This window comes from Acinetobacter sp. Res13-Abat-PEC15-P4-01, assembly GCF_015676285.1.
GTDB lineage: Bacteria > Pseudomonadota > Gammaproteobacteria > Pseudomonadales > Moraxellaceae > Acinetobacter > Acinetobacter nematophilus.
The window spans coordinates 113,652-139,580 of sequence record NZ_JADAIN010000039.1 but is presented as its reverse complement, the minus strand read 5'-3'; the positions used below and the strand labels follow the sequence as shown (position 1 = coordinate 139,580).

Below are 25,929 nucleotides of genomic sequence, written 5' to 3'. Positions count from 1 at the left end.
CTCTCTCTCTTTTGATTCGTTTTTTTCAATTTTTTTTCTATGGTTTTTGTATCTATTTGAGGAATCCCATTTTGCTGCAAAGTTCTTCCTTTTAGAACCATAGCTCTGGAACTTAATTTTATTACTTTTCTACCCAACGGAAGAGTTTTATGATTAGCTATTAACTCAAATTTATTTTTCACTGTGTATAAACTAATTTTTATTCCCTTTAATGAATCCTCAATTTGAATATTTTTAATCACGCCATCATCATCAGAAGTTACAATATAACAATGATCATCATATTCTAATAAAAGTTTTGCGTTAGAAATAGCTTCCCACTTCAAATCGAACATTTTTATAGTTAAAATAGTATCTATATTCTTTGCAGTTCCTTTTAAATATATTTTTTGACCTATTTGTAAGAGGTGTTGCTTTCGACCATAAAGCTTATTTATTTCAATTAATTCACTAAGCTTGATCTTATATCTATTAGAAATCCCCCAAAGAGTATCACCATTTTTCACGATATATACATTATCCATTGTTTTTATCCTCATTATGATCGTATGGATTAATATGATCTCCTAAATCAATCTCCTCAACCACCTCATCGATATCTTCTTCATCAAACCATGATACCCAATCATCAAAACCAACAAGAGCTTTATATTCAAAATTCTCATCATACTCTTCTAGTTTAAATAATGAATCAGTAATCTTAGAATCTGCTTTTATAAAGTAATCATCTTTTATTTTTTGGTATACTTGAATAATAGCATTTTCAAACTTTTCTCCTTCTAATGACACAAAATGAAATGCTTTTGTGAATGGTCCACTACTTGGCAATTCAGGCACCTCATAAAACACCTTCGCTCCACTGGTAAACAAATGCTGTCCAGACTTCACCTCAAACTTCCCGCCTGTCTTGATAAAGACACCATTGCCATTAACAACGAGCTGAGAACCACCCGCTTTTAGATCGATCTCTTTAGCGCTGGTTAACTCAATCTTGTCTTCAGTTGCAATCAGCTTAATGACTTTCTTTGCAATGATTTCAATCAAATCGTCCTGTGCCTGTACTTTTATCGGTCCTTTTGCAGCAAACGCACTTAACCCTTTCTGTGCGGCAAACAAACTAATTTTATCCTGCGCATGACCCACAATATTCTTCTGAGCGCTCAGGTTAATCGAACCATGTGCACTTTCAGCAATATCTTGAGAAGCTTGAAGAATAATGTCTTCTGGAGTAGTTAATGCAATCCCATTTGGCGAAGCCAATAACATCAATGCTTGACGGAAAATCTTACCTTGTTCTTGTTTGGCGTTGTCGCTGCTATTTTCCAGACCTTGTGTATAGCCCTCCATAAAGCCCTGCAAACTACTCAAAGCCTCCAGCGGCTTAATTTCAAGCTTATTACCCTTGTTAAATGTTCCACAGGTACTCATGATGTCAAAATCTTTGATTTCGACATTGGACAAGACTTTACCCACATTACTGATGGATTCAAAAGGATTAGATTTAATATTATCCTTTAGGGTCGCAAGCTTGCCTTTAATGATATCTGTACCGTGTTCTTCCACATTTTCAATAAATGCTTTTAAGTTTTCAACGGCTTCTTTCGCATCAGAAAAATATTCATTAAATTCATCCACAATACCTTTTGCATTGCCACCTAAGGCACCAATATCTTTAATGAATCCACCGCAATCTTTTAAAGCGTTCAAGGGGTCATTACTCACCCCTTCTTTAAATAGATTGAGAGTTGTATTTAATGCCTGTCCTGCACTTTTTAATTCTAGGGATTGAATGAATTTAGGCAATCGATTGATGACATTCAATGCATCGGTTTGTTGCTTAACAGCAATCTCACTTAGCACCTTCATGCTTTCAGCCCCTTGATTCAACAAAGACTGTGCTTGGGCTGCTTCTAAATGATCTGCAATCGCATTTTCTTGGGCATAGGTCGTGATAAGCATGCCTTTTCCTGCACGTACCGCACCATAAGCATCTGTTCTTAATTCAAAACCTTCGCCACGACCATTGCTGGTTTCTTTATCTTTGGGATGACTTAAATTTCCCAAGTTAAGTTGTGTGGCTGCGTGACTGCTTTGCAGTTGGGCACTGATTTGCCCAGTCGTATCATCAAATCGGAGTTGGTTAAAGCCTGAACCACCGACCTCAGATGAGCGTATACCACTGAGTTTCTTGGTATCTGGAAGCTGCCCCTTGACATCAAACATGGTTTGATGGCGTTCTGCTTCATGTAAACGTCCCATCACAAATGGACGATCTACATTGCCATCAAAGAAATCAATCACCACGATTTCACCAACCCGAGGATGAAATCGTGTCCCGTAACCTTCTCCTGCCCATGAGGTTAATACATCCACCCATGCTGAATCGGTATCGTTATCATTGGAACCTGCACCACCGTCATGGCTATTATCGTCACTACGGGTAAACAAGAAACGGACTTTAATGCGTCCCCATTGGTCCACATAAATTGTTTCACCTTGTGGACCCACCACTTTAGCGCGTTGCGGGAATGCAGAAGGTCTGTGTGTTAATGGATTGTATTCTGGAACGACAGGAATTCTGCGTCGTACCAATGACAGCTCATTGGCTTGACGCTGATCTTTAATCAAATGATTCCAATAGTTTAAATTAAGCAGTTTAGAAAGTTGATCTTGCAGTTCTTTCGGTAAATTATTCTGATTATAGAAGGTTTTACCGAGAATCAAGAACTCGCGATCTGAACCTTCATGCTGATCAATTTCCGGATGCTCTCTCAACTCAAACCAATAACCAACTTGTGCATCACGTACTGAACTGATTGCGGTAAAATATTTGGCTTGTAGTTCTTGGTATTGTGAAAGTTGAGTATTGAGTTTATCCACTTGAGCCGAACTTGAAGCAGTGGTCTGGTCTTCACCTTTGAGGTCACTGGTCCACGCTGGGCTAATGGTCCACGCCTGCTCTAAACTCAACGTTTCATTGTCTTGTTGTTCACTATGCTGATGATTGCTGAGTTGACTATCGCCCTGATCTTGTGCGAGATTGTCAGCTTGCCAGCGCTGCACTTGTACAGCTGTGGATTGGATTGATCGTTGTGCAATTAAGCTGGTAATGGTATCAAATCGTTCTGTTGCATGACTGCGATGGAAGCGTATACTGCGTCTAGGCATTGCTTCATATTGACTATTGTCATCAATCAATCTTAATTTCTGGGTTTGAATCTGTGCAGCGGAAACGGGAACTATACGTTCAGATTCATCAACCAACCAGTTAATGCCCTCACTGCGCCACAATCTTGTTAAAAATTCGTAATCTGTTTCGTTTGATTGCATCACAAAAGGACGCACATCATATTGTTTTTTTAAACCACGGCTATCCAAACTCAAACTAGATGCAAATAATGCACTTTTGGTTTGCCATTCCTTGAATAAAACTTCAGATATTTCCAAAATACTTTTATTCATGAAAACGCGGCTATTGCGACGTTTATGCCAAAGGCTGGTCGCATCTTCAAGCGTGAGCTTGTAAATACTTAATGCACCGTCACTTTGTCCTTGACTTGCGCCAGTAATGATTCCTGTGGTTCGATAGAGTTCCCCAAAGTCAGTGACTTGGTCAACAGAAACCTGACAACCTATAAATTGTTTTAAAGCAATATGTGCATTGGTTGAAAGGCAAAGTAATTCTGCTTTCAATCCTTGATTAATATATTGTTGTCCCTGAATGCACTGTAGAAATACACTGCCATTTAAGGCTTGATTTGAGAATTGGACATGGACAGCCCTAGTCTGCAATCCCAACCCAAAACTTTCAAGTAAAGTATTAATATTTTTCAACATTTTAGTTATTGATATTCAATGACATGTTGGCTTATTGTAAATAAAAACTCATAGAAAGACATACAGAAATTGTTAAATTTTTTATTTTTGTAACTGACAAACTCAAAATCCACCTCATTTTTATGAGAAAAATACAGATATTTAAATCAATAACAACCTCCAATTTTATCCGTTCATCCCATTACAAAAGGGGCAATTTGCCCCTTCTATAAAAAATTGGAAATGCTTAGAAAGGAACACGCTTATAATCACGATAAGCGGGTTTCCAAAAGTTTTGTTCAATGCTTTCAAGTAATTGTTCATCACTCATTACCGTCGCAACACCATCTTGCATTGCTGCTTGAGCAACTTTAAATGCAATAATTTTAGAAACTTTCTGCAACTCGTTTAAATCCGGTAGCAAGTCCGCATGAATATCTTGTAACTTTGGTGAACAATCTGCCAAAGCCGAACTTGATGCCATTAACATGTTATCTGTAACACGCGTAGCCTGAACCGCCACGACACCTAAACCGATACCCGGGAAAATATAAGAGTTATTACATTGGGAAATATTAAATGTTTCACCATGATAATTCACTGGTGCAAAAGGACTACCCGTTGCGATCAATGCCTTGCCTTCAGTCCATTGAATAATATCGGCAGGAACCGCTTCGACACGTGAAGTCGGATTGGATAGCGGCAATACAATTGGGTATTCACAATTTTCCGCCATGGTTTTAATGATTTCTTCTGTAAATAAGCCCGGTTGACCCGATACACCGATCAATACCGTTGGTTTGGCATTTTTAACAACATCCAGTAGAGAAATAATTTCTTCTGCATTGCCCCAATGTGCAACATCATCAGGCTTCTGTGCAAGCTTACGCTGGAAATCAAGTAGGTTTGGCTGATTTTCAGTGATCAGCCCAAAACGATCGACCATAAAGACTTGCGCGCGTGCTTCAGCATCGGTTAAACCTTCAGCCACCATTTGCGCAATGATCTGTTCTGCGATACCACACCCCGCTGAACCTGCACCCAAGAAAGTTACTTTTTGATCTTTCAGCTGTTTGCCTGCCGCACGACTTGCCGCAATCAGTGTTCCTACACACACAGCTGCTGTACCTTGAATATCATCGTTAAAGCAGCAAATCTTATCACGATATTTTTCCAACAACGGCATCGCATTCTTTTGTGCAAAATCTTCAAATTGAATCAACGCTTTTGGCCAGCGACGTTTCACTGCGGCAATTACTTCGTCTACAAACTCATAGTATTCGTCACCACTGACACGTGGCTGTGACCATCCCATATAAATTGGATCATTGAGCAATTGTTGATTATTGGTTCCCACATCTATTGTAATTGGCAATGTATATGCAGGACTAATACCGCCACACGCGGTATAAAGTGATAATTTTCCGATTGGAATACCCATACCACCGATACCTTGGTCACCTAAACCAAGAATACGTTCACCATCTGTAATCACAATCACTTTAACGTTCTTACGATTGACGTTATGGATGATCTCATCAATATATTTACGATCAGGGTAAGAAATAAATACGCCACGATGACGTCGATAAATATCCGAAAAACGCTGACATGCCTCACCCACTGTTGGTGTATAAATAATCGGCATCATTTCACTTAAATGATTTTCAATCAGATGGTAAAAAAGTGTTTCGTTGGTGTCTTGAATATTTCGTAAATAAATATGCTTATTGATTGCTTCACTAAAAGAACAATACTGCTGATAAGAACGTTGACTCTGTTCCTCGATACTTTCAATCACATGAGGAATCAAACCGTGTAAGTTGAACTGAGTTCTTTCTTGCTCTGTGAAGGCAGAGCCTTTGTTGAGTAATGGCAGTTCTAGTAAGGCATTGCCTGCGTAATGAATATATAGAGGATATTTTTTCAAGGTTTCCGTTGGCATTTCCATTCTCATTGAAGCAGTCATTCTGCTTCTATCTTTTGCTAAGCTACGACTTTGGTCGCATACAAGCTTAAGCCTATTTTCGACTAAATGGGTATTTAGATACGTGATAGTGATATTCAAAGTATTTTACAGAATGATAAATTATTCTCATTTTTGGAAAATCCGTTATACATTTGATACAAATTATAATTTTTTATATACATAACAAGGTATTAATTAAATTATTCAAGCTACTTGGTTTCTAATCCGCTTGCCTGATGATTGATTTTTTGCGTATTTCAATTTATTTTGTTCTCAATCAAATGAAGCACATCCAATAACAATGAACACAAATATTTTTATACTTCTGATTAGCACTGTGGTGCTCTGTACAGGTTGTCAAACAGCAAAAAAAGTATCTTCTGGTGTTTCCAAAACCACTGAAAAGGTCAAAAGCCTGGTTGGTCTCGGTGAAGCAAAAGTCCCTGAAGTTGATAAACAAGGCGTAGTTGACGTCAGTAAAGCGACCTTGGAAAAGCTTGAACAAATGAAACTCAATATGCCCACTGGACAATGGGTCTATATTGAAAATGATTTACAGGGAATTTATACCCTACAAAACAAAGCTGCTGACGGCAATATTTTATATTTACGTTTAAACTGTAAAATTCCTTCGCAAAAATCAGGTTTCAGTATCGAAGACAAAGACGGCAAAGAATTATTGAAAGCGCATGATCCACAGGCAGGTCAAGTACAGTTCCTGGTGGATAATAAGAACTATGGCAATCCTTTTGATTTGGTCAACGCAAAAAAAATGCCGACTTTCCAAGCCACTCTGAGTAAGGCAAAAGTCATTAAGATTTTTAATAATTCTAAGCTTTATACTTTTAACAATGGACATGCTGAATTACTCAGCAAACCCGTCAGCTGTATGTAAAATAACGCAACTTTATTTAGGCATATCTACAAACACAGCAGTCAGTCGACGAACGAGAGGTAAAACAACCAACACAACTGGATATGCCACTGCCCAAGAAACCATCCAAGCTGAAAGCCATTTCGTCCAAAAACCCTCAACTAAACCGACATTAATCAACATATTAATCAAGGACACCATGCCACTCATTAAACAGGATAAAAACAGAGGCATGATCCATGCCGCGAATTTTGCAGGGAGTTTCGGAATATTTCCGATAATCGTGGGAGGCATATTTGACATGATGACTCAAAATTTAATAGGCAAGGCAATTTTATGCTTTTCAGGTGAGTGAAACAATCAATCATTCCACATCACATCCGACACATTTTGCCACTTTGTTTCAGTGGGTAAATTCATTGGTTCATCGTAGAACATTACTATGCTATTTAAAGCGTGCTCCAATGAAATGATTGAATTTAAAGGCAGCCAAGTATCGTCGCCAATATCAAAAAGTTTCGAATTCATTTGTTCATTGTAAGTTAACCAAGATTCGCCTTGTTGTGCAGTGGGGATATTTTTGTCATAGCGCAAGATCAAGTGGGTGTGATCCACAAACCAAAACAGAAGAATGATTTGTCCTTGATTTGCAAGATCCAGTGCAAAATAGCCTGAGTTTGAAAATTCAAGATCTTTCACTTTAACTTGGCTAAACATTCGAATAATTTGTTCTTTTTTTATTTCCTGATCATCAAATTGATCCAAAAAACTCACCAACATCACCAATTATCCTTTTTTTTGAAACAGGGTCAATCTAAACTGTCAGTTGACCTTTTCAATATCGAAAATAGATAAAAAATCCAAGACTGCGATTCTTCCCATTGAATAAGTTTTATTCTATACAAATGCATTCCCCTAAAAGGCTTAAAATTTGCTATATTTAGCGTTTTTCTGCGACATTTATTTCTCTATAGATTATGAATACGGCCATACAAGCAGCTCTTGATCATGCAGTGCAATCCCTACAAGCTGAAGGGACTCTTCCATCTGACTGGAAAAACACAAGTGTTTTAACGCGAACCAAAGACCGAAGCCACGGTGATTTCGCATCAAACATTGCCATGATGGGTGCAAAAGTTGCAGGTATGAAACCACGTGATCTTGCTGAGAAAATTTTAGCAAATCTCCCAGAAGTGGTTGATATCGCAAAAGCTGAAATTGCCGGACCTGGTTTTATCAATTTCTTCCTCAATGCAGATCAACGCTTTGCTGTACTTGATCAAATTCAAGCACAAAAAGATTTGTTTGGTAAAACCCAAGCCAATGCAGCCAAAAAAATCCAAGTTGAATTCGTTTCTGCCAATCCAACGTCCAGCCTACATGTAGGACATGGTCGTGGTGCGGCATATGGAATGACTGTTGCAACATTATTAGAAGCAACAGGTGCTAAAGTTGATCGTGAATATTATGTGAATGATGCAGGACGTCAAATGGATATCCTTGCGACCTCCACCTATTTACGCTACTTAGAGTTGACAGGGCAAACTTTAGTTTTCCCCAAAAATGCCTACCAAGGTGACTACGTTAAAGAAATTGCTCAAAGCATTATCGATAAAGATGGTGATGCTTATGTACGTCCTGTCGATGAGATTTATAAAGATGTTCCTGAAGACGTTCAATATGCTGAAGAACTCGATACAGAAGGCAACAAAGTCGTGCTTTCAGGTGATAAAGAAAAGCATATTGATGGCTTGATTCATAACTCACAAAAACTGATTGGTGAAAGCTATCGTGTATTCCATCAAGCTGCATTACATGCCATTTTAGATGATATTAAAGATGACCTTGGGGAATTCGGTGTTACTTTTAATCAGTGGTTCAGTGAAGCTTCTTTGACTGATAAAATTGACGAAGCTCTACAAACCTTGGATCAACGTGGTTATCTTTATGAAAAAGATGGCAACATCTGGTTTAAATCGACTGAATTTGGCGATGAAAAAGACCGTGTTGTAAAACGTCGCAATGGACAAACCACATATTTTGCTTCAGATATTGCCTACCATTTGAATAAACTACAGCGTGGCTATACCGACCTGATTGATATCTGGGGCTCAGACCACCACGGTTATATTTCACGCGTAAAGGCAGCCATTGATGCGATGGGCTATGACTCATCTAAACTTACCGTGTTACTGGTGCAGTTTGTAAGCTTATGGCGTGGTGGAGAGATGGTACAAATGTCATCTCGCTCTGGTCAATTTGTGACTTTACGTGATCTTCGTAAAGAAGTTGGCAATGATGCGGCTCGTTTCTATTATGTCATGCGCAAATCTGAACAGCATATCGACTTTGACTTGGATTTAGCCGTATCACAGAGCAAAGACAATGCGGTGTATTATATTCAATATGCCCATGCACGTATTTGCCGCATGTTAGAAAAAGCAGCGACAACAAATATTCAATTTGATCCTGAAAATGCGCGTCAATTTGCTGCAAGATTAGAACTTGAAGCAGAGGCTGAGATTTTGGCGAAACTTGCTGCTTATCCTGAAGTGATTATTCGTGCGGCAAACAATTATGAACCGCATCAAGTGGGTAACTACTTGAAAGAACTCGCGGCTTTATTCCATGGTTGGTACAACGAGAATAAGGTTTTAGGCGAGGATGCTGAATTGACACAAGCACGTTTACTGCTGTCTGCCAATGTTCAGCAAGTTCTTCGTAATGGTTTAGAACTGCTTGGTGTTTCTGCGCCTGAAAGCATGTAAGTCAGCAATAAATCATTACTTTACATCGCGCTCAAGCGAAACTATGCTTGAACGCGATGTTAAACAATAAATAATAAGAGGATTTCTCGTGTTTGGAAAAACGCAACGCGGTGTGTCTGAAAGACCAACCAAACCTAAACAACCATTGATTCCTAAATGGTTAGGGATGCTTGTGGTCATTTTAATCGTGTTAAGTTTTGGTGTCGCACTGATGCTATGGAAACCATGGGCGCCTGTTCAACCTCGAAATGAAATTACATCTGAACATTATCAAGAAGATACCAACAAAGACTACCGCTTTTATGATCTGTTGCCACAACAGCAAGTGACACCGATTCCTGAACAAGCGGTTCCAGAGAATAGAAATCAGCAGCAACCCGTGATTGTTGAAGCACCTTCTCAAACTCAAACAGACAACGTTGATGTCGGTGTAAACGCTGAGCGAACAGCACCAGCCCAACCTGAATACATCCTGCAAGTTCGTAGTTATGATGATCCCGATGCCGCAGATGCTCGTCGTGCCGAAATTATTTTAAATGGTTTATCTGCTGATGTTGTACAAAGTACTGAAGGTGGCAAGACTTGGTATCGCGTGATTTCTGGTCCCTATGAGTCACAAAATGCTGCGGTGATCGCACAGCAAACCCTGCAACATAGTGGAATAGATTCGATTGTGGTTAAACGTTAATTGCTCTCTTTCCCATTGAATTAAGCTATTTATTAAAAACAGGATGTCTTAGCATCCTGTTTTTAATTTAAATTTTAACTGTTCTATCTGTTCAAATCATTCGCCTATTTTTTACTCAAAAAAATATAATTTGACTAAATATTTACCCAAGCCGATCAAAATTAGAGTAATCTATTTCCCGCAATACATTACCCATGTATCCGCAGAGAGATCAAAAGTCACCAATACTCTTGATTTGCTGTCCTGTAGTTGGCGTGACGATCAAATCCGAACATTACAGGGCGCTCCGAGCTTGGCATGGGTAAATGCATATTTGCATCATCCGCTACTCTTCCTAAAATAATCCTTTCCTTTTCCTAGAAAATCTTCATTTAAACTTCACTTAAAATTCATTCGCCTAAAGATTTCAATTTCAGTACACTCAACACAAGATGATCAATATTTAATTGCAATGAGTCATAAAAAGCAGATTTTATGCGTTGAAGATGATGCAGCTATACTTATGCCATTACGCTACGCACTTGAGCGTGAAGAGTGGCAAGTCACATGGGCAAATTCAGGTATCCAAGCCCTTGATTATATTCAACAACAGACTTTCGACTTTATCATTTTAGATATTGGTTTACCGGACTTAAACGGTTTTGATGTATGTAAAAAAATTCGTCATTTCAATCATACTCCACTGCTCTTTCTGACTGCACGTGATGATGAAATTGATCGCATTGTTGGCTTAGAGATTGGTGCAGATGACTATTGTACCAAACCGTTTAGCTCAAGAGAAATTGTCTCTAGAATCAAAGCCATTTGGCGCAGAATGGAGATTCAAAATCAGCTTCAACAAAATACGCAAATCACGTCCCCTTCGATATCCAAACATTCCCAAACATGGCAATGCAATGATGAGTCTTTGCAGATTCAATACTTGGGTACTGCACTGCAATTAACACGTTATGAATATCGTTTACTTAAACTGCTGATTCAACATCCCGAGCAAGTATTTAGCCGTCAACAATTGATGGATCAGGTTTGGGAACATCCTGAACACAGTCTAGATCGAACGGTTGACACCCATATCAAGAGTATAAGGAATAAACTTAAACAAATTTCTGCTGAACAAGATCCCATCGAAACTCACCGTGGTTTTGGTTATAGCCTAAAAAGGTAAGCATAAAGCATGTCGATATTTATCCGTATTTGGTTCTTCTTCGGGTTAATTATCTTGCTCGGTTTATGGTTTATGTCTTATACCTTTAACCAGCAAGTTAAACCCAATGTACGACAGGTTGTCGAAGATACTCTTGCGGAAAATGCCAATATTATTGCCATGTTGGTGGCGGAAGATGTCTACGAAAATAAGGTTGGTACCCCCCAGTTTGATGAAAAAATCCAAAATGCACTCAATCGAAAAATCAATGCCAATATTTGGCAACACAATAAGAATGAAATCAATCAACAAATTTATATCACTAATCAAAAAGGCATTGTGATTTATGATTCACAAGGCGTTGCAACAGGACAAGACTATTCAAAATGGAATGATGTCTACCTTACATTAAGAGGCAGATATGGTGTTCGTTCAACCCGAAGTTATGAGGAAGATAGTAATAGCAGCACCATGTTTATTGCTGCCCCCATCTACCATCAACAGGGTCAGCAACAAAAATTAATTGGAGTGGTCAGTATTGGTAAACCCAATATATCCGTGCAACCCTACATCCAACGTGCTGAAAATCAACTGATTCGCCAAGCTATATGGATTACTTTGTTGAGTTTATTTTTAGCCAGTCTTGTTGCCTATTGGCTTAAACACAGTATCGATCGCGTACGTAAATATGCTCAAGCACTGGCTCCTGTCAATCAGACACCACATTTTCGTTCCGCCAAAGAACTCAATCAAGTTGCTCAAGCCGTCGAAGATATGCGTGAAAAACTCGAAGACCGTGCTTATGTCGAACATTATGTCAACACGCTCACCCATGAACTTAAAAGCCCTCTAACCGCGATTCAAGCCAGTGCTGAGTTGCTCAAAGAAGATTTGCCTTTAAGGGATCAACAAAACTTTGCCAAGCATATCCATGAACAAAGTCAGCGTTTACAGAACCTGATTGACCATATGTTGTTGCTGACGCGCTTAGAAAAATCAAGGCATCAAATTGAGATTCAAAATTTTAATTTATCCACTTTAATTCAGCAGACTTTAGATCGGCATGCCAGCCAAATGCAGGCTAAAAGAATTCAGTGCCTGCTCGATATTGAGGCCGATTGTATGATCCATGCAGATCGTTTCTGGATTCAACAAACGCTCGCCAATATTTTAGACAATGCTTTGGATTTTTCTCAGGATTCAGCAAAAATTCTGATTCAACTGCATCGACAATCCCCTCAACACATTGAATTAAATATCTTTAACGAAGGTGTATGGATTCCTGATTATGCCCTTACACAAGTCTTTGATACATATTTTTCTCTTCCTCGTCCAATCAGCCAACAACGTAGCTCTGGCATTGGGCTCAGTATTGTTCAGCAAGTCATTGAGCAACATCATGGTCAGATTAATATTCTAAATATTGAAGAAAATCAGATACCAATTCTACAATCTCATCAACAAGGCGTATTGGTCAAGATTTTGCTTTAATTAAACCAGTTTGAATTGTTCACCTGAACTTCACATAAAATACAAAGTCAGCTCAAACAAAACACATTTCGGCTTTGCACACTGAGAGCAACAAAAATAACGGCTCAGGAACACCGTGATGCGATCCAATTTTCTTACCTTTAAAATTATTGCAATTGCTATTTTGATTGCACTGTTTTGGATAGGTTTAGTATTCATTACTACACTTGTCTCAGAACGACAGGGATATCAGCAAGCTTTTCTTAGGGAAATTTCACAAAACAACATCAGCCCACAAACCATTATTTCACCGTATATTCGTATACCCTACAATGAAATTAAAACCTGTTTGGATGACAAAAAAGTCGCATATTCATGCACGGAAGAACATTGGGTATATATCAGTGCAGACAGTACCCAGTGGGCATCTGATTTTCAGGTTTACGACGATACTTATAAACGTACGATCTACAGAGCGATTAGCTATAATGCAAATTTAACTGCCAAAGGCGTCTTTCAAAAACCGATACTGGAAGATAAAGACTATCAATGGAACCGAGCAGAAATCATGTTTCCTGTACATGACCCTCGAGGTTTAGATACTCAGCCAACATTAAAAATACTCAATAAAAATTACCTATTTGAAATGAGCCCCCAAGGCAGTGATGCTTCTGGTTTTGACTTTATGCGTGTGGCTATAAAAAATCATCCTGAATTGATCAATACCATTCAAAATGGTTTTAGTTTTGATTTAACCGCCAATCTTACTGGTCTTGGTAAATTTACATTGGTTCCAACCAGTCGAAGTGTCACATATCAAGCAAAAGGTAATTGGGCGGATACCAAATATTCAGGACAAAATTTACCTTTTGCCAAAACCAGTAGTCACCAACAATTCAGCGCAGACTGGAAAAATATCGCGTTGGGACATCAGAACATCAACAAACTGATTGAATGTGATAGCAGTGATTGCATTCGCCAGTTCAATCAGGGGTATTACACTCAAGAAAATACCTATGAGGCTGAACAAAATCCACGTATTGGCTTATCAACCGAATTCTTAGAATCCGTCAATGTTTACACTCAAACAGACCGTGCAATCAAATATGGGATTGTGATTATCATCATTACTTTCGGTTGTTTCTTTTTATTTGAAATCCTGAAAAGCTTGCGTATTCATCCAATCCAATATTCTTTGGTGGCAATGGCTCAAGGCATTTTCTTTGTTCTGCTTCTTTCCATCAGTGAATATTATGCCTTTGCATGGGCATATATTGTTGCAGGTATTGCCTGTGTTGGGCTGATGACATGGTATTTATTCTATGTAATGAAAGGATTTAAGGCTGCTGCTCTATTCAGCGTAATTCTAAGTTCACTTTATGCCGTGATGTATATGTTATTACAGTCCTCCGGCAGAACCTTCTTAATCGGTTCCGTTATTTCATTTGTACTACTTGCAGTCGTTATGTTCATTACACGTCATATTGACTGGTACCAAATCAACCCTAAGCCGGAACGGATACTCAAATCCTACACTCCTCCTCAACCTTAATTGCCATGCAGTGAATGTCCCACCATTCACTGCTCAATCATATTTTTAAGTTCACTGAAATAGTCATGAATATTTTCATCAAACAAAAAGCGCCAGCACAACTACAGCAACTTTGCCCTTTACAATCTTCGTTTGCATATTGCTTAAATCAATTACGCATTGCAAAAATTCAGTTTTTGAACTTAGGTAGCCTGATCATTTGCCCTGAATACGATTGTTTGATTGTTTTTAAACACAAAACTTTAATTCGTATCGATACGTTTACTCATGCATAACAAAGTTGGTTTGCAGATGCATCTTGATCACGTAAAATTTAAACCATAAACAAGATTTGAGAGTAATCATGACTGTACAACGTTTGCATGTAGAAAAGCGCTTTTCTGAAATTGCGATTTCAGGCAATTTAGTCCATTTGGCAGGTCAATTGGCAACGGATTTAAATTTGGATATCAAAGGGCAAACCCAGCAAACTCTAGATATGATTGACCGTTTTCTTGCAGATGCAGGAACAGACAAAAGCCACATCATGTCTGTGATGATCTTTTTAAAAGATATTGAAAATGATTATGCGGCAATGAATGAGGTTTGGGATGCCTGGTGTTCAGATATTCAAGCCCTTCCAAGAACTTGTGTTGAAGCCAGACTTTATCGACCAGATGTTTTGGTTGAAATGACAGTAGTTGCAGTAAAACCAGAATAGTTGTAAAAATTAATTCAAACAGTTAAAAATGCATGTCTCAACATGCATTTTTCATCAGCCATATACACGATTGGAATAAAGATCAAACTTCCCCAACAGTTGTTCCTCTAATACATGCGGTTGGCTCATTTCAGCGAATTCTGTTAAAAAATCTTCACGCAAATCCTGATATTCAGGAATACCCAAATAACGAATGACGCGATAGCCGGCAGATTGCAGCAAGGCATCTTTATAAGTATTTTGGTTGCTACGTTTAATTGCATTGATATCTTCCAAAGCAATCACAGCCAAAACTTTACAGTCTTTATCCAGTACAACAAAATCTGCAAACATTTGCTGATATTTACGACGCGTGTGTAAATATTTTGTTGTGAGTAATGCATCAAAAGAGACATGTGCCAGAATATTGGCTTCAGGTAAAATTTCTTTTAATCGAGTAAAAGTAATTTGTTCATGTGAATTGAACACTGCTCGTCTACGCAGAGCACTATCAACTTGCTGCTTATTTTTCAATCCTTTATAAGCAATCACGATCAAGGCGGCAAATAGTATCAAACTCGCAACAATCAATATGTCCATGTTTCATCTTCCTAATTCTTTATTATAATTTGGTCAAATAAGACCAGTTGTTGTGTATCTTAAGATACTTTTTTACTATCAGCTCAACGTCACATATGAGATATAAATTTGATCATTTTTAAAAATAACAACTCATATCACGGTTTTTAAATATTTGTTGAACTATTATTTATTTTCCTCATTTATTCTTACAAATAAATGAATTGATTTATGGCTTTTATACCTTGTATCTATTACGAATACAACTAAATCCGATAAAACTTTAGTTTGATTGTAGGACAATTAAAAGAATGAATTGTGTACTTTTAGTACACATTTTTTTTCAACAGTTTAAGCATAGTTATCCACAGATTTGTATTTTAATTGGTCAATTCAAATTTAAAAAAGAGGATGCTTTCACACCCTCTTTAATATGGACCAAATCTTAAGCTCTGCTTTTAGGCTTAGATTTTCCTTTGCTGTTTCCACCCAAAGGCTTTTTACGATCCCCTGTTTCCCGCGGTGGTAAACCTGTATGTTGCGTCAACACTTGCCCTTTTTGAGGACGATTTGACAGAGCAGCATGACGTGACTGAGATCGTACAGTATTTTCACCCGTACGTTTTTGTGAGTCGCCTGCAAATGACGAATTCTTCTTGCGTGCAGATTGATACTGACCATCTGTACCTTGGGGCTGGTAAGTTGGAATTAAATGCTGTTTAGAGTTACCAATCAAATCAGCACGTCCCATTTCACGTAAGGCATCACGTAATAAAGGCCAGTTATTTGGATCATGGTAGCGTAAGAATGCTTTATGTAAACGACGACGCTTTTCACCTTTAACAATGTCGACATTTTCAGTATAACGCGCCACTTTCGCCAATGGATTTTTATTGGTGTGATACATCGTTGTCGCGGTTGCCATCGGTGATGGATAGAAAGTTTGAACCTGATCAGCACGGAAACCATTTTTCTTGAGCCAGATCGCCAGATTCATCATGTCATAATCTGTAGTTCCTGGATGCGCGGCAATAAAGTAAGGTATCAGATACTGTTCTTTACCTGCTTCCTTACTAAAACGGTCAAACATCTGTTTAAAACGATCATAGGTCCCGATTCCAGGTTTCATCATCTTTGACAATGGACCTTTTTCGGTATGTTCAGGGGCAATTTTCAAATAACCACCCACATGATGCTGAACCAGCTCTTTGACATACTCGGGATTCAATACAGCAAGATCATAGCGTAAGCCAGAACCGATCAGAATTTTTTTAATACCTTTGATTGCCCGGGCTTTGCGGTACAACTGTGTTAGAGGTGCGTGATCCGTATGCAAGTTTTGGCAAACGCCTGGATAAACACATGAAGGTTTACGGCAATTTTTTTCAATTTCTGGGTCTTTACAGTGTAAACGGTACATATTTGCCGTTGGACCACCGAGATCAGAGATAATGCCTGTGAAGCCCGGTGCTGTATCACGAATCTTTTCTACTTCACGCAAAATTGATTCTTCTGAACGGTTCTGAATAATTCGCCCTTCATGCTCTGTAATCGAACAGAACGTACAGCCGCCAAAACAGCCACGCATGATATTCACGGAGAATTTAATCATGTCAAAGGCAGGGAAACGTGCATTACCATAAGCAGGATGTGGTAGACGTGCATATGGCAAATCAAACACATAGTCCATTTCCTCAGTAGTCAAAGGAATCGGCGGAGCATTGAGCCACACATCACGCTCACCATGTTTTTGCACCAAGGCACGCGCATTTCCCGGATTGGTTTCCAAATGTAGAATACGATTTGCATGTGCATACAATACTGGATCTTCAGCTACCTCTTCAAAAGCAGGTAAACGAATTACAGCCAACTCACGGGGCGGTAACTTATGTTTGATCGCCTTAGATGCAGGTTGTAAACGTACAATCTGGGTATTTTCATCCAGATGATCGCCTTCACGTACCACAGGATTGGCCACCAATTCTTTTTGGAAGTTTTGATATTGGCTTAAAGAATTTCCTTTATTTTGCTCAATTTCACAACCATCCAAATCTTCAGTCATCACATACGGGTTGATGATCGGATCAACTCGACCGATTGAATCCACATCGTTGGATGCAATTTCAACAAATTTGGCTTTTGAAGCCCGATTGCTCTTATTGACGATAAATGCTGTACCGCGAACATCAGTAATTTCGTGAATTTTTTGACCTTTGGCAAGGCGGTGCATCACTTCAACTATCGACCGCTCACCATTGCCATACATCAATAAATCCGCTTTAGAATCCATCAAAACTGAACGGCGAACTTTATCTGACCAGTAATCGTAATGAGCAATACGACGTAAAGAAGCTTCAATGCCACCCAATAACACGGGTACGTCTGGAAATGCTTCACGGCAACGTTGGCAATAAACCGTTGCAGCACGATCTGGACGTTTATTCGGTACATTGTCTGGAGAATAAGCATCATCTGAACGAATCTTGCGATCTGCGGTATAGCGGTTAATCATCGAGTCCATATTACCCGCTGTAACACCCCAAGCAATATTTGGTTTACCTAAAACCTTAAAGGCTTCAGCAGATGTCCAGTCTGGTTGAGCGATTATGCCGACACGGAAGCCTTGCGCTTCAAGTGTTCGACCAATAATCCCTGAACAGAATGAAGGATGGTCAATATATGCATCCCCACACACCAAAATAAAGTCACAACTGTCCCAACCGAGTTGATCCATTTCTTCGCGAGACATAGGCAGAAACGGTGCTGGTTCAAAGCACGATGCCCAATATTTGTCATAATCAAACAACGCAACAGGCGCTGTCTGAGCAGTATAAGCGGTCGACATGGTGAGTTTTCTCGATTGGCAGTTGGCGATCGGGAGAGATCTAAGATGAAAGCCAATCATTTTACCATGAATTTTGCTCATGTTGCTTGATTAAAAAGTAAACATTTTATTTTTTTAGCTGCAATTTTTCCATTTTCAGTCCATTCAAATGGCTAAACCAGAACAACAAGCTGTTTTTACATGAGGTGGGTGAATCAATCCATAAAACCTGGAGACGGATTAATTCGATTCATGCCTTGTTGAATCTGACTCGGAATACTTCTGCATTTGATTCAATTTTAAAGCGATCACCATCCCCATCCCCAACACAGCAGTTATGCTAAGGGTTAAACCCGACCAGCCATATTTTTCCCAAACCAAGCCACTACCACTTCCCAAAAGGCTTGAACCCAGATAGTAGCAGAACAAATACAGTGAAGAACCGACTGCACGATATTGTAAAGACTGTATGGACACCCAGCTGCTTGAGGTGGAATGTGCCGCAAAAAATGAAAAAGTGAAAATAAATAGCCCGATTAACACGGTCCATAAAGAGGGAATGAACATCACCCACAAGCCAAAAGACATGCTACAAAACATAGCAATCAAAACTTTTGCACGTCCAAATTGACGACTCCAGCCAGCAGCACGCGGTGAGCTATAAATACCGGATAAATAGGCGATCGAAATCAGACCAATCCAAGTCTGAGACAACTCAAAAGGTTTTTCTAAAAGATGGTAGCTCATGTAGTTAAATACAGTGACAAAGCATCCCATCAAAATAAAACCTTCGATAAATAACAATCTTAATTTTGCATCAGAGAGATTTTTCTTGAACGACTCGATAAAGCGAGAAAATTGAATGGGATAAGATTTAAAGTGCTTGGAGGCAGGTAGTGCAATATAGAATGTTATTGCGATCAATAAGTTAAGCAGACCAATAATCATGGTGGCTGTTTGCCATGAAATATAATCCAGTAAAACACCCGCAATTAAGCGCCCGCCCATACCACCAATCGCAGTACCTGAAATATACAGCCCCATCGCAAAGCCAACATCTTTTTGTGCAATTTCCTCACCTATATAGGTCATCGCAACAGAAGCAACGCCACTCACGGCTAAACCAATCATCATTCTTGTTGCAAGAAAGATTTCCCAATAGGGTAACAATGCGCTTATTAACAACAAGGTTGCGGTCGCAAATAAAGACATTGCCATGATCTGTTTACGACCATAGCGATCTGAGATTAGCCCGGCAAATAAAAGTCCTAAAGCCAATGCAATGGTGGAGAATGAAAGTGGAAAACTGCTATGTGTTGGGGTAACGTGAAAGAATTTTGCTAAAAAAGGCATCATCGGTTGAACACAATACAATGATGAAAATACCGCAAACCCTGCAAGAAATAACGATAGTAAAATCGCTTGAAAAGGGCGAGTACCATACTCAATATAGGGTGTAGATTCAGCTGCTTCAGACATAGTTATTCCTCATGTCTGTCCAGTATACGCTTATTTTAAAGGATTGATAAAAGTGAAAAGTATTGTAAAGAATAGGCTACTGTAGCAGGATCGATGCAATCCAGATAAACATATGTTTTTAATTAAATAAGTTTTTAATAGAATTTATGGATTAAAAAGAGCATATTTTTAATACACTCTTCATATAGTTTTAGAGATTTTTCCAGGGTTCATTAAATCATCAGAAAAAATTTAAACTTTCTTCTCTTCGATATTCAGAGCATTGATTGCCAAAACAGCTTGAGTACGGTTTTGTACGCCCAACTTACGGAAAATTGCGGTTACATGGGCTTTAATGGTCGCTTCAGAAACATCCAACTCATACGCAATCTGTTTATTTAACAAACCTTCGGCAACCATCATCAAGACACGGAATTGCTGCGGTGTTAACGATTGGATACGTTCTGCTAAAGCTGTCTCATCTGCAGCACGAGGATCAAAATTCATATTCGCAGTCGGTAAATTTGGCGGCAACCAAATTTCGCCTTCTAATACCTGACGAATCGCCTCCCCAATGTGACTTGGATGTGCAGACTTCGGAATATAACCCATTGCACCGTGTGCAATCGCACGTTGAATAATCGAGGCTTCTTCGTGGGCTGAAACCACAATAATTGGAATCGCAGGATATTGTGCACGAACATGAACCAATGCAGAGAAACCCGATGCTCCAGGTAAATTTAAATCCAATAAGACTAAATCTGGTTCTGGACCATTTTCCAAACGCTCATAAAACTCATTAACAGCCGCAGTTTCACTGATTTGAGCCTGTGGCAAACTATAACGAACCGCCTGAATTAACGCATGGCGAAACAGTGGATGATCATCAACGATTAAAATATTCATAAGCGAAGTGAGAGATCTCTAGCACAGTTCTTTTATTCTAACCGCACTATTGCTATTTAAGATACGTTAATATTAACGAATTTTTGAATTATTTGTGTGCTTTAATTAGAATTCCCTACTATTTTTCGGTTATTTATCGAAATACAGATTTAAATATCACTTTTAAATATAAAATAAACACATAAAAAAGAATTGCTTATTCTCACAGGTAATATCATTTAACTTCATACGCTTAATCATCAAATCCAAGAAATATCTGTGGATTTTTGTGTTTATCTCAAAAATTGATAACCAATCTGTTTTTCATTATTTTACCAACTTCACTGAATATAGATTAATGAATGGCATTCCGAGATCCAATTTATTAGGTTGCCAACATGTCTATTTATACTCAACAAAAACCCTTGAATATTGTTGCTGTATCAGGGGGCTTAAATAACCCTTCCAAAACAGAAAGTTTAGTTCAAGCCATATTAGATGAGCTCGGTCAAGCAACTCCGATCAATGTGCATTTCATTAAATTCAGTGAAATTGGTCATTTACTTGGTGGTGCAATTTATCGTAACCAGCTTCCACAACGTGTACAAGATGATTTGGCAGCAGTCGAAGCAGCAGATGCCTTGATTGTCGGCACACCAGTCTATCGTGCGTCTTTCACAGGTTTATTCAAACATTTCTTTGACTTTGTTGAACAAACAGCATTGGTCGATGTGCCTGTATTACTGGCCGCTTCAGGTGGAAGCGACCGTCACGCTTTGGTATTGGAACATCAACTCCGTCCATTATTCAGCTTTTTCCAGGCACAAACATTGCCTATCGGTGTCTATGCAACCGATCGTGATTTCACGCCTGAATACACCATTAAGAGCGAACATATTCAAGATCGTATTACTTTGGCTGTAGCACGTGCATTGCCAATTTTGGAATGGGCACCTGCAAAAGGGCAACGCGCTGAGGTTGTCAAAGCAAAGACTGAACAGGCCACTCAAAACTTAGGGATTAACAAACAAATCGAGCAAGATGAGGTTCTGCCTTCAGCAGCAGTCCCAGACTTGGATGCAGCAGAATCTCGTCTGCATGCAAAGTCCAAATCACCACAATCACAGGTTGCTTAATTGCAACCTCGTATCCGCAGACAATAAAAATAGAGGGTCATGTTATGTCACAGTTTTCATCACACCATAATCCAGCCATTAAGTTTGCATATTGGGTTCCCAATGTCAGTGGTGGTTTAGTGGTCAGTAATATTGAACAGCGTACCGACTGGAGCTATGACTATAATGTCCGCTTGGCTCAAGCTGCTGAAAAAAATGGCTTTGAATATGCCCTCACCCAAATCCGTTTCACCGCTGGCTATGGCGCTGAAAATCAGCATGAGTCTGTGAGTTTTAGTCATGCTTTATTGGCTAAAACAGATAAATTAAAAGTCATTGCTGCGATCCTTCCTGGACCTTGGAAGCCTGTTTTGGCTGCCAAACAATTGGCAACAATCGACTATCTGACCAATGGCCGTATCGCCATTAATGTAGTGAGTGGTTGGTTTCGTGGTGAATTTGATGCGATCGGTGAACCTTGGCCTGAACATGATGAGCGCTATGTACGTTCTGAAGAATTTATTCGAACATTAAAAGGCATCTGGACCACGGACAACTATAGTTTCGATGGTAAATATTATCAGTTTAAAGATTACACTTTAAAACCAAAACCTTTGCAAAAACCTCATATTGAAGTATTTCAGGGAGGAAGTTCTCGTGCAGCACGTGATATGGCATCTCGCGTATCTGATTGGTATTTTACCAATGGCAATACTCCTGAAGAATTAAAGAAGCAAATTGATGATATTCGAGAAAAAGCCAAGCTCAATGGTCATTCAGTAAAAATTGGGGTCAATGCTTTCATTATTGCCCGTGATACAGAAGAAGAAGCCCAAGCAGTGTTGCAAGAAATTATTGATCAAGCCAATGTTGAAGCAGTGAATGCTTTTGGTGATGCCACCCGTGAAGCAGGCGCCGCCTCTAAAGAAGGTGAAGGCAACTGGGCAAAATCAACATTTGAAGACTTGGTGCAATACAACGACGGTTTTAAAACCAATTTGATCGGTACACCTCAACAAATTGCTGAACGTATCGTTGAGTTAAAAAGTATTGGTGTTGATTTGGTCCTATCTGGCTTCTTACATTTCATTGAAGAAGTCGAATATTTTGGTGAAAAAGTACTGCCTTTGGTGCGTCAGCTAGAAGAGGCACAAAAAGCACACATTACTGCGAAATCAGCCTGATTATTTAGAGTCACAGTTTGTGCCGTCGAAAACAACAATAAACAACTAAAACAAAATTTGCAGCTTATCCCTCATGACTCGGCTTGAGGGATTTTTTTTTACAGCGGTAAATAGAATGATCATTCAGTGCCAACATTCAAATCAGCTATAAAACATCGTTGTTTACCTATAGATTTGTTTTAATCATCTATTTTGATCTCAATATTTATATTCGCATACATATACTCAACAAGCTTGATCTTGGAAAATAGCTGATCAACATTAAAATAATCTCTTTTTTACCTATAGATTGGATGAAGTGGTTATGGCTCTTTTAAAGAAAACAAAAACGATCTTTTACGTCTTGATCAGTAGTATGGGATTGACGACTTATGCAAATGCCAATCAGCAGCCAACCACAGCTAAGGTTGAAAATGCAATAACCCAAGCATTTCAGCCATTAATGCAAAAATACGCGGTACCAGGTATGGCAATTGGAGTGCTGTACCAAGGCAAAAGTTATGAAAAATACTATGGTGTACAATCCCTTACTGATGAAAAATCAATCAATAAAAATACACTTTTTGAATTAGGCTCGGTGAGTAAGCTGTTTACTGCAACAGCAGGAAGTTATGCCCAAAGTTTATCCAAACTATCACTTCAAGATCATCCAGGAAAATATTTACCCGCTTTGAAAGATTCACAAATCAATAAAGTCACTCTCTTACAGTTGGCGACCTACACGACTGGCAATCTGCCATTACAATTTCCTGATCAAATCAAAACGGATGCACAAACACTCAAATACTTTCAAGACTGGAAGATCAATCGACCCATCGGCCAATTTAGACAATATTCCAATCCCAGTATCGGGTTATTTGGCGAAGTTACTGCAAAAGCCATGAACATGCCATTTAGTACTTTATTAGAGCAGGTTATCTTTCCCCAACTTCAGCTCCAACATAGCTATGTCAATGTCCCGAAATCACAACAGTCCAACTATGCTTTTGGCTATGATCAAAACAATCACCCAATTCGAGTCAGTCCAGGACCTTTCGATGCCCAGGCCTATGGAGTTAAATCAAGCCTTCCTGATCTGCTCCAGTTCTTAAATTTAAACTTAAATCCAGAACAAGCGAAAGCATCCGTTCGACCTGCAATTCAGGGAACACATGTCGGCTACTTTAAAATGGGGGAAATGACCCAGGCACTTGGATGGGAAACTTTCAACGATCCGGCAAGCTTAGACACTTTATTAGAAAGCAACTCTGACCGTGTGGTGCTGCAATCAAATCCAGTTGAAAAAACATTGGTTCAATCAGGTGCCAGGGTGTTCCATAAAACAGGTTCTACAAATGGTTTTGGAACCTATTTAGTTTATATTCCATCGGAAAAATTTGGCTTGGTTATGCTGATGAATAAAAGAATTGCAAATGCCGAACGTATTCGAGCCGCCTATGATGTGCTCAATACATTGAAACAGATATCTAATCCCTAATTGCTCCTGTTTATCGAACTGAGGTACGTCATGTGCCTCTCACTGATTCAGCGCTTGCGCGCTATCTACGCTTTTCACCTAGCTGAGTTTGGGCGCATGGGAAAATGAAATGACTGCGCCGGCTTAAGAATAGAAACTAGGATCTGGTACTTTTCCAGTCAGCACCCACTCTCCAACCTCCTGATATTTATAGTCAATGGGATCATGTAAAGTTTGTGTACGTACATTCCGCCAAAAACGGTCTAAATTCAATTGTGCTGTAGTTGCACGTGCACCCAAAACTTGGAAAATATTTTGAGTCACCAATAAAGAAGTATGGGTTGCAGCAATTTTTGCAGTAGCAATTGCGATGGACACCTGACCACGTTGTTCTGCTGTTAAATTTTCACCGATATTCCAGGCCGCTTGCAAAGCATCAACGGCTTGAGCAGTGAGTAGGCGTACACTTTGAATTTGGACATAAAACTCGGCAAAATGCTTTTGGATATAGGGATCATGTGTCGCTTGTTCCACCAAAGATTTTGACCATGCTTTTTGTTTCTGTATGGTCTGCTGGGCAATTTCAAATGCACCTTCTGCCACGCCCAGGAAAAGATGTACAAAAATCAATTGTGCTATCAGTGGACGTAAGCTGGAATACGGCGTACTCAATGGTCCAGGATTTAAGAGCAACTCATTTTTATAGACTTTAACTTGCTCAAAATGACTGGTTCCACTGTCAGTTTGGCGTTGCCCCATGTTATTCCAATCGCCTAAAAAGCTTACCCCTTCTCGTTGAGTTGGAATCACAGCAATGAGCAACTTATCTGCCTCATTAAAACCAGAACACAGTAAAATGTCTGAATCTATAGAACCTGAACAAAAACTTTTATCGCCATGAAAAATAAATTCATTTTCAGACACTTGTTGAACAGTGGTTCGTTTATCCAAAGGATTGAGCGTGTTACCCCAAAATAAATGATGTTGTGCAGTCCGCTCGAACCACTGCTGATATTGTTCAGGCTGAGCAAAGAGCTGAACCGTAGCAATCAATAAATGATGAAAAGCATAGACATGGGCTAAGGAACTATCCACTTGTGCAATGGTTTGAACGGTCTGAAAAATCGTCTTCCAATCTGCACCTTGCCCACCATATTGCTGTGGGATCGACAAGCTCAACAACCCACTTTTTCGGATCAAATCACGTTCGAACTTCGGATTGCCGCCTGCTTTATCTCGCTCAGCTGCAGTGCGTGCAAATTGTCTTGCCAGTTCTTGTGCAATATCCAAAGCCGAAGAATTTAAAGCAGGTTGTGGTGCATTCATCGTTTTAACTCTTGTATCTGATCCATTGAGCTTAGCAGATCAAATAAGATGCCCTTATCACAATGCTTGCGTTACTTATTCTGTTCATTGCAAACAATATTTAAAAAACGCCAGCTTTTCAGCCGGCGCTAGTCAACTTTCA

At 39.2% G+C, this 25,929-nt stretch carries 21 protein-coding genes; 11 read left to right on the top strand and 10 right to left on the bottom strand.

The genetic code is table 11. From position 1 onward, the window contains the following. The 3 genes from IMO47_RS15670 to IMO47_RS15660 form a co-directional block, all read right to left on the bottom strand. Positions 1–524, bottom strand: a 524-nt coding sequence (locus tag IMO47_RS15670) for a LysM domain-containing protein (RefSeq protein ID WP_196075088.1), incomplete at its 3' end; no start/stop codon positions are given. Further along, the gene (locus tag IMO47_RS15665; protein WP_196075087.1) at positions 517–3,837 is read right to left on the bottom strand and encodes a type VI secretion system Vgr family protein; all 3,321 of its coding nucleotides are present in this window, start codon (positions 3,835–3,837) and stop codon (positions 517–519) included. The genes IMO47_RS15665 and IMO47_RS15670, both read right to left, overlap by 8 nt. Positions 3,838–4,063: 226 nt before the next feature. After that, positions 4,064–5,761 carry an NAD-dependent malic enzyme gene (locus IMO47_RS15660; RefSeq protein ID WP_196075090.1) on the bottom strand — a complete coding sequence of 566 codons (1,698 nt, stop codon included), beginning with the start codon at positions 5,759–5,761 and terminating at the stop codon, positions 4,064–4,066. Positions 5,762–6,086: 325 nt separating this feature from the next. Here IMO47_RS15660 and IMO47_RS15655 point away from each other — a divergent pair, with 325 nt between their 5' ends. Beyond that, the gene (locus tag IMO47_RS15655) at positions 6,087–6,680 is read left to right on the top strand and encodes a hypothetical protein (RefSeq protein WP_196075086.1); all 594 of its coding nucleotides are present in this window, start codon (positions 6,087–6,089) and stop codon (positions 6,678–6,680) included. 12 nt (positions 6,681–6,692) lie between these two features. Here IMO47_RS15655 and IMO47_RS15650 read toward each other — a convergent pair whose 3' ends face one another. Together IMO47_RS15650 and IMO47_RS15645 are read right to left on the bottom strand one after the other, a co-directional pair. Then, the gene (locus IMO47_RS15650) at positions 6,693–6,962 is read right to left on the bottom strand and encodes a DUF2798 domain-containing protein (protein WP_196075085.1); all 270 of its coding nucleotides are present in this window, start codon (positions 6,960–6,962) and stop codon (positions 6,693–6,695) included. 57 nt (positions 6,963–7,019) lie between these two features. Then, positions 7,020–7,439, bottom strand: coding sequence for a hypothetical protein (locus IMO47_RS15645; RefSeq protein WP_196075084.1), 420 nt, complete (start codon positions 7,437–7,439; stop codon positions 7,020–7,022). 197 nt (positions 7,440–7,636) lie between these two features. Here IMO47_RS15645 and argS point away from each other — a divergent pair, with 197 nt between their 5' ends. From argS to IMO47_RS15610, 7 genes are all read left to right on the top strand, one after another. Further along, positions 7,637–9,427, top strand: coding sequence for an arginine--tRNA ligase (gene argS, locus IMO47_RS15640; protein WP_196075083.1), 1,791 nt, complete (start codon positions 7,637–7,639; stop codon positions 9,425–9,427). Between the two features lie 88 nt (positions 9,428–9,515). Beyond that, complete coding sequence (locus IMO47_RS15635) at positions 9,516–10,115, top strand: SPOR domain-containing protein (RefSeq protein ID WP_004832014.1); 600 nt, start codon at positions 9,516–9,518, stop codon at positions 10,113–10,115. 451 nt (positions 10,116–10,566) lie between these two features. Continuing rightward, positions 10,567–11,280 carry a two-component system response regulator CreB gene (gene creB / locus IMO47_RS15630; protein WP_196075082.1) on the top strand — a complete coding sequence of 238 codons (714 nt, stop codon included), beginning with the start codon at positions 10,567–10,569 and terminating at the stop codon, positions 11,278–11,280. Between the two features lie 9 nt (positions 11,281–11,289). Next, complete coding sequence (creC, locus tag IMO47_RS15625) at positions 11,290–12,750, top strand: two-component system sensor histidine kinase CreC (RefSeq protein ID WP_196075081.1); 1,461 nt, start codon at positions 11,290–11,292, stop codon at positions 12,748–12,750. A 118-nt stretch (positions 12,751–12,868) separates the two neighbouring features. Continuing rightward, entirely contained in the window at positions 12,869–14,281 is a 1,413-nt protein-coding gene (gene creD, locus IMO47_RS15620; protein WP_196075080.1) for a cell envelope integrity protein CreD, read from the top strand. Positions 14,282–14,346: 65 nt separating this feature from the next. Then, entirely contained in the window at positions 14,347–14,556 is a 210-nt protein-coding gene (locus IMO47_RS15615; protein ID WP_196075079.1) for a hypothetical protein, read from the top strand. 68 nt (positions 14,557–14,624) lie between these two features. Then, a complete protein-coding gene (locus IMO47_RS15610) occupies positions 14,625–14,981 on the top strand; it encodes a RidA family protein (protein ID WP_196075078.1) in 357 nt (118 codons plus the stop codon). A 54-nt stretch (positions 14,982–15,035) separates the two neighbouring features. Here IMO47_RS15610 and IMO47_RS15605 read toward each other — a convergent pair whose 3' ends face one another. The 4 genes from IMO47_RS15605 to IMO47_RS15590 all read right to left on the bottom strand — a co-directional run bounded on the left by IMO47_RS15605 (position 15,036) and on the right by IMO47_RS15590 (position 20,727). After that, complete coding sequence (locus IMO47_RS15605) at positions 15,036–15,560, bottom strand: DUF2726 domain-containing protein (RefSeq protein WP_196075077.1); 525 nt, start codon at positions 15,558–15,560, stop codon at positions 15,036–15,038. 424 nt (positions 15,561–15,984) lie between these two features. Then, entirely contained in the window at positions 15,985–18,384 is a 2,400-nt protein-coding gene (locus IMO47_RS15600) for a YgiQ family radical SAM protein (protein WP_196075089.1), read from the bottom strand. 219 nt (positions 18,385–18,603) lie between these two features. Beyond that, positions 18,604–19,842, bottom strand: a complete 1,239-nt coding sequence (locus IMO47_RS15595) for an MFS transporter (protein WP_196075076.1) — start codon at positions 19,840–19,842, stop codon at positions 18,604–18,606. A 231-nt stretch (positions 19,843–20,073) separates the two neighbouring features. Next, entirely contained in the window at positions 20,074–20,727 is a 654-nt protein-coding gene (locus IMO47_RS15590) for a response regulator transcription factor (protein WP_004832028.1), read from the bottom strand. Between the two features lie 377 nt (positions 20,728–21,104). Here IMO47_RS15590 and msuE point away from each other — a divergent pair, with 377 nt between their 5' ends. The 3 genes from msuE (at position 21,105) to ampC (ending at position 24,482) form a co-directional block, all read left to right on the top strand. After that, positions 21,105–21,842: an FMN reductase gene (msuE, locus tag IMO47_RS15585; RefSeq protein ID WP_196076012.1), complete on the top strand. Its 738-nt coding sequence runs from the start codon at positions 21,105–21,107 to the stop codon at positions 21,840–21,842. 44 nt (positions 21,843–21,886) lie between these two features. Next, on the top strand, positions 21,887–23,005 hold the full coding sequence (gene sfnG / locus IMO47_RS15580) for a dimethylsulfone monooxygenase SfnG (RefSeq protein ID WP_196076011.1): 1,119 nt from the start codon (positions 21,887–21,889) through the stop codon (positions 23,003–23,005). Positions 23,006–23,360: 355 nt separating this feature from the next. Then, positions 23,361–24,482: a class C beta-lactamase gene (gene ampC / locus IMO47_RS15575; RefSeq protein WP_227552274.1), complete on the top strand. Its 1,122-nt coding sequence runs from the start codon at positions 23,361–23,363 to the stop codon at positions 24,480–24,482. Positions 24,483–24,605: 123 nt separating this feature from the next. Here the strand turns inward: ampC and IMO47_RS15570 are convergent, their stop codons facing one another. After that, positions 24,606–25,787, bottom strand: coding sequence for an acyl-CoA dehydrogenase family protein (locus IMO47_RS15570; RefSeq protein WP_196076009.1), 1,182 nt, complete (start codon positions 25,785–25,787; stop codon positions 24,606–24,608). Between the last annotated feature and the right edge of the window lie 142 nt (positions 25,788–25,929).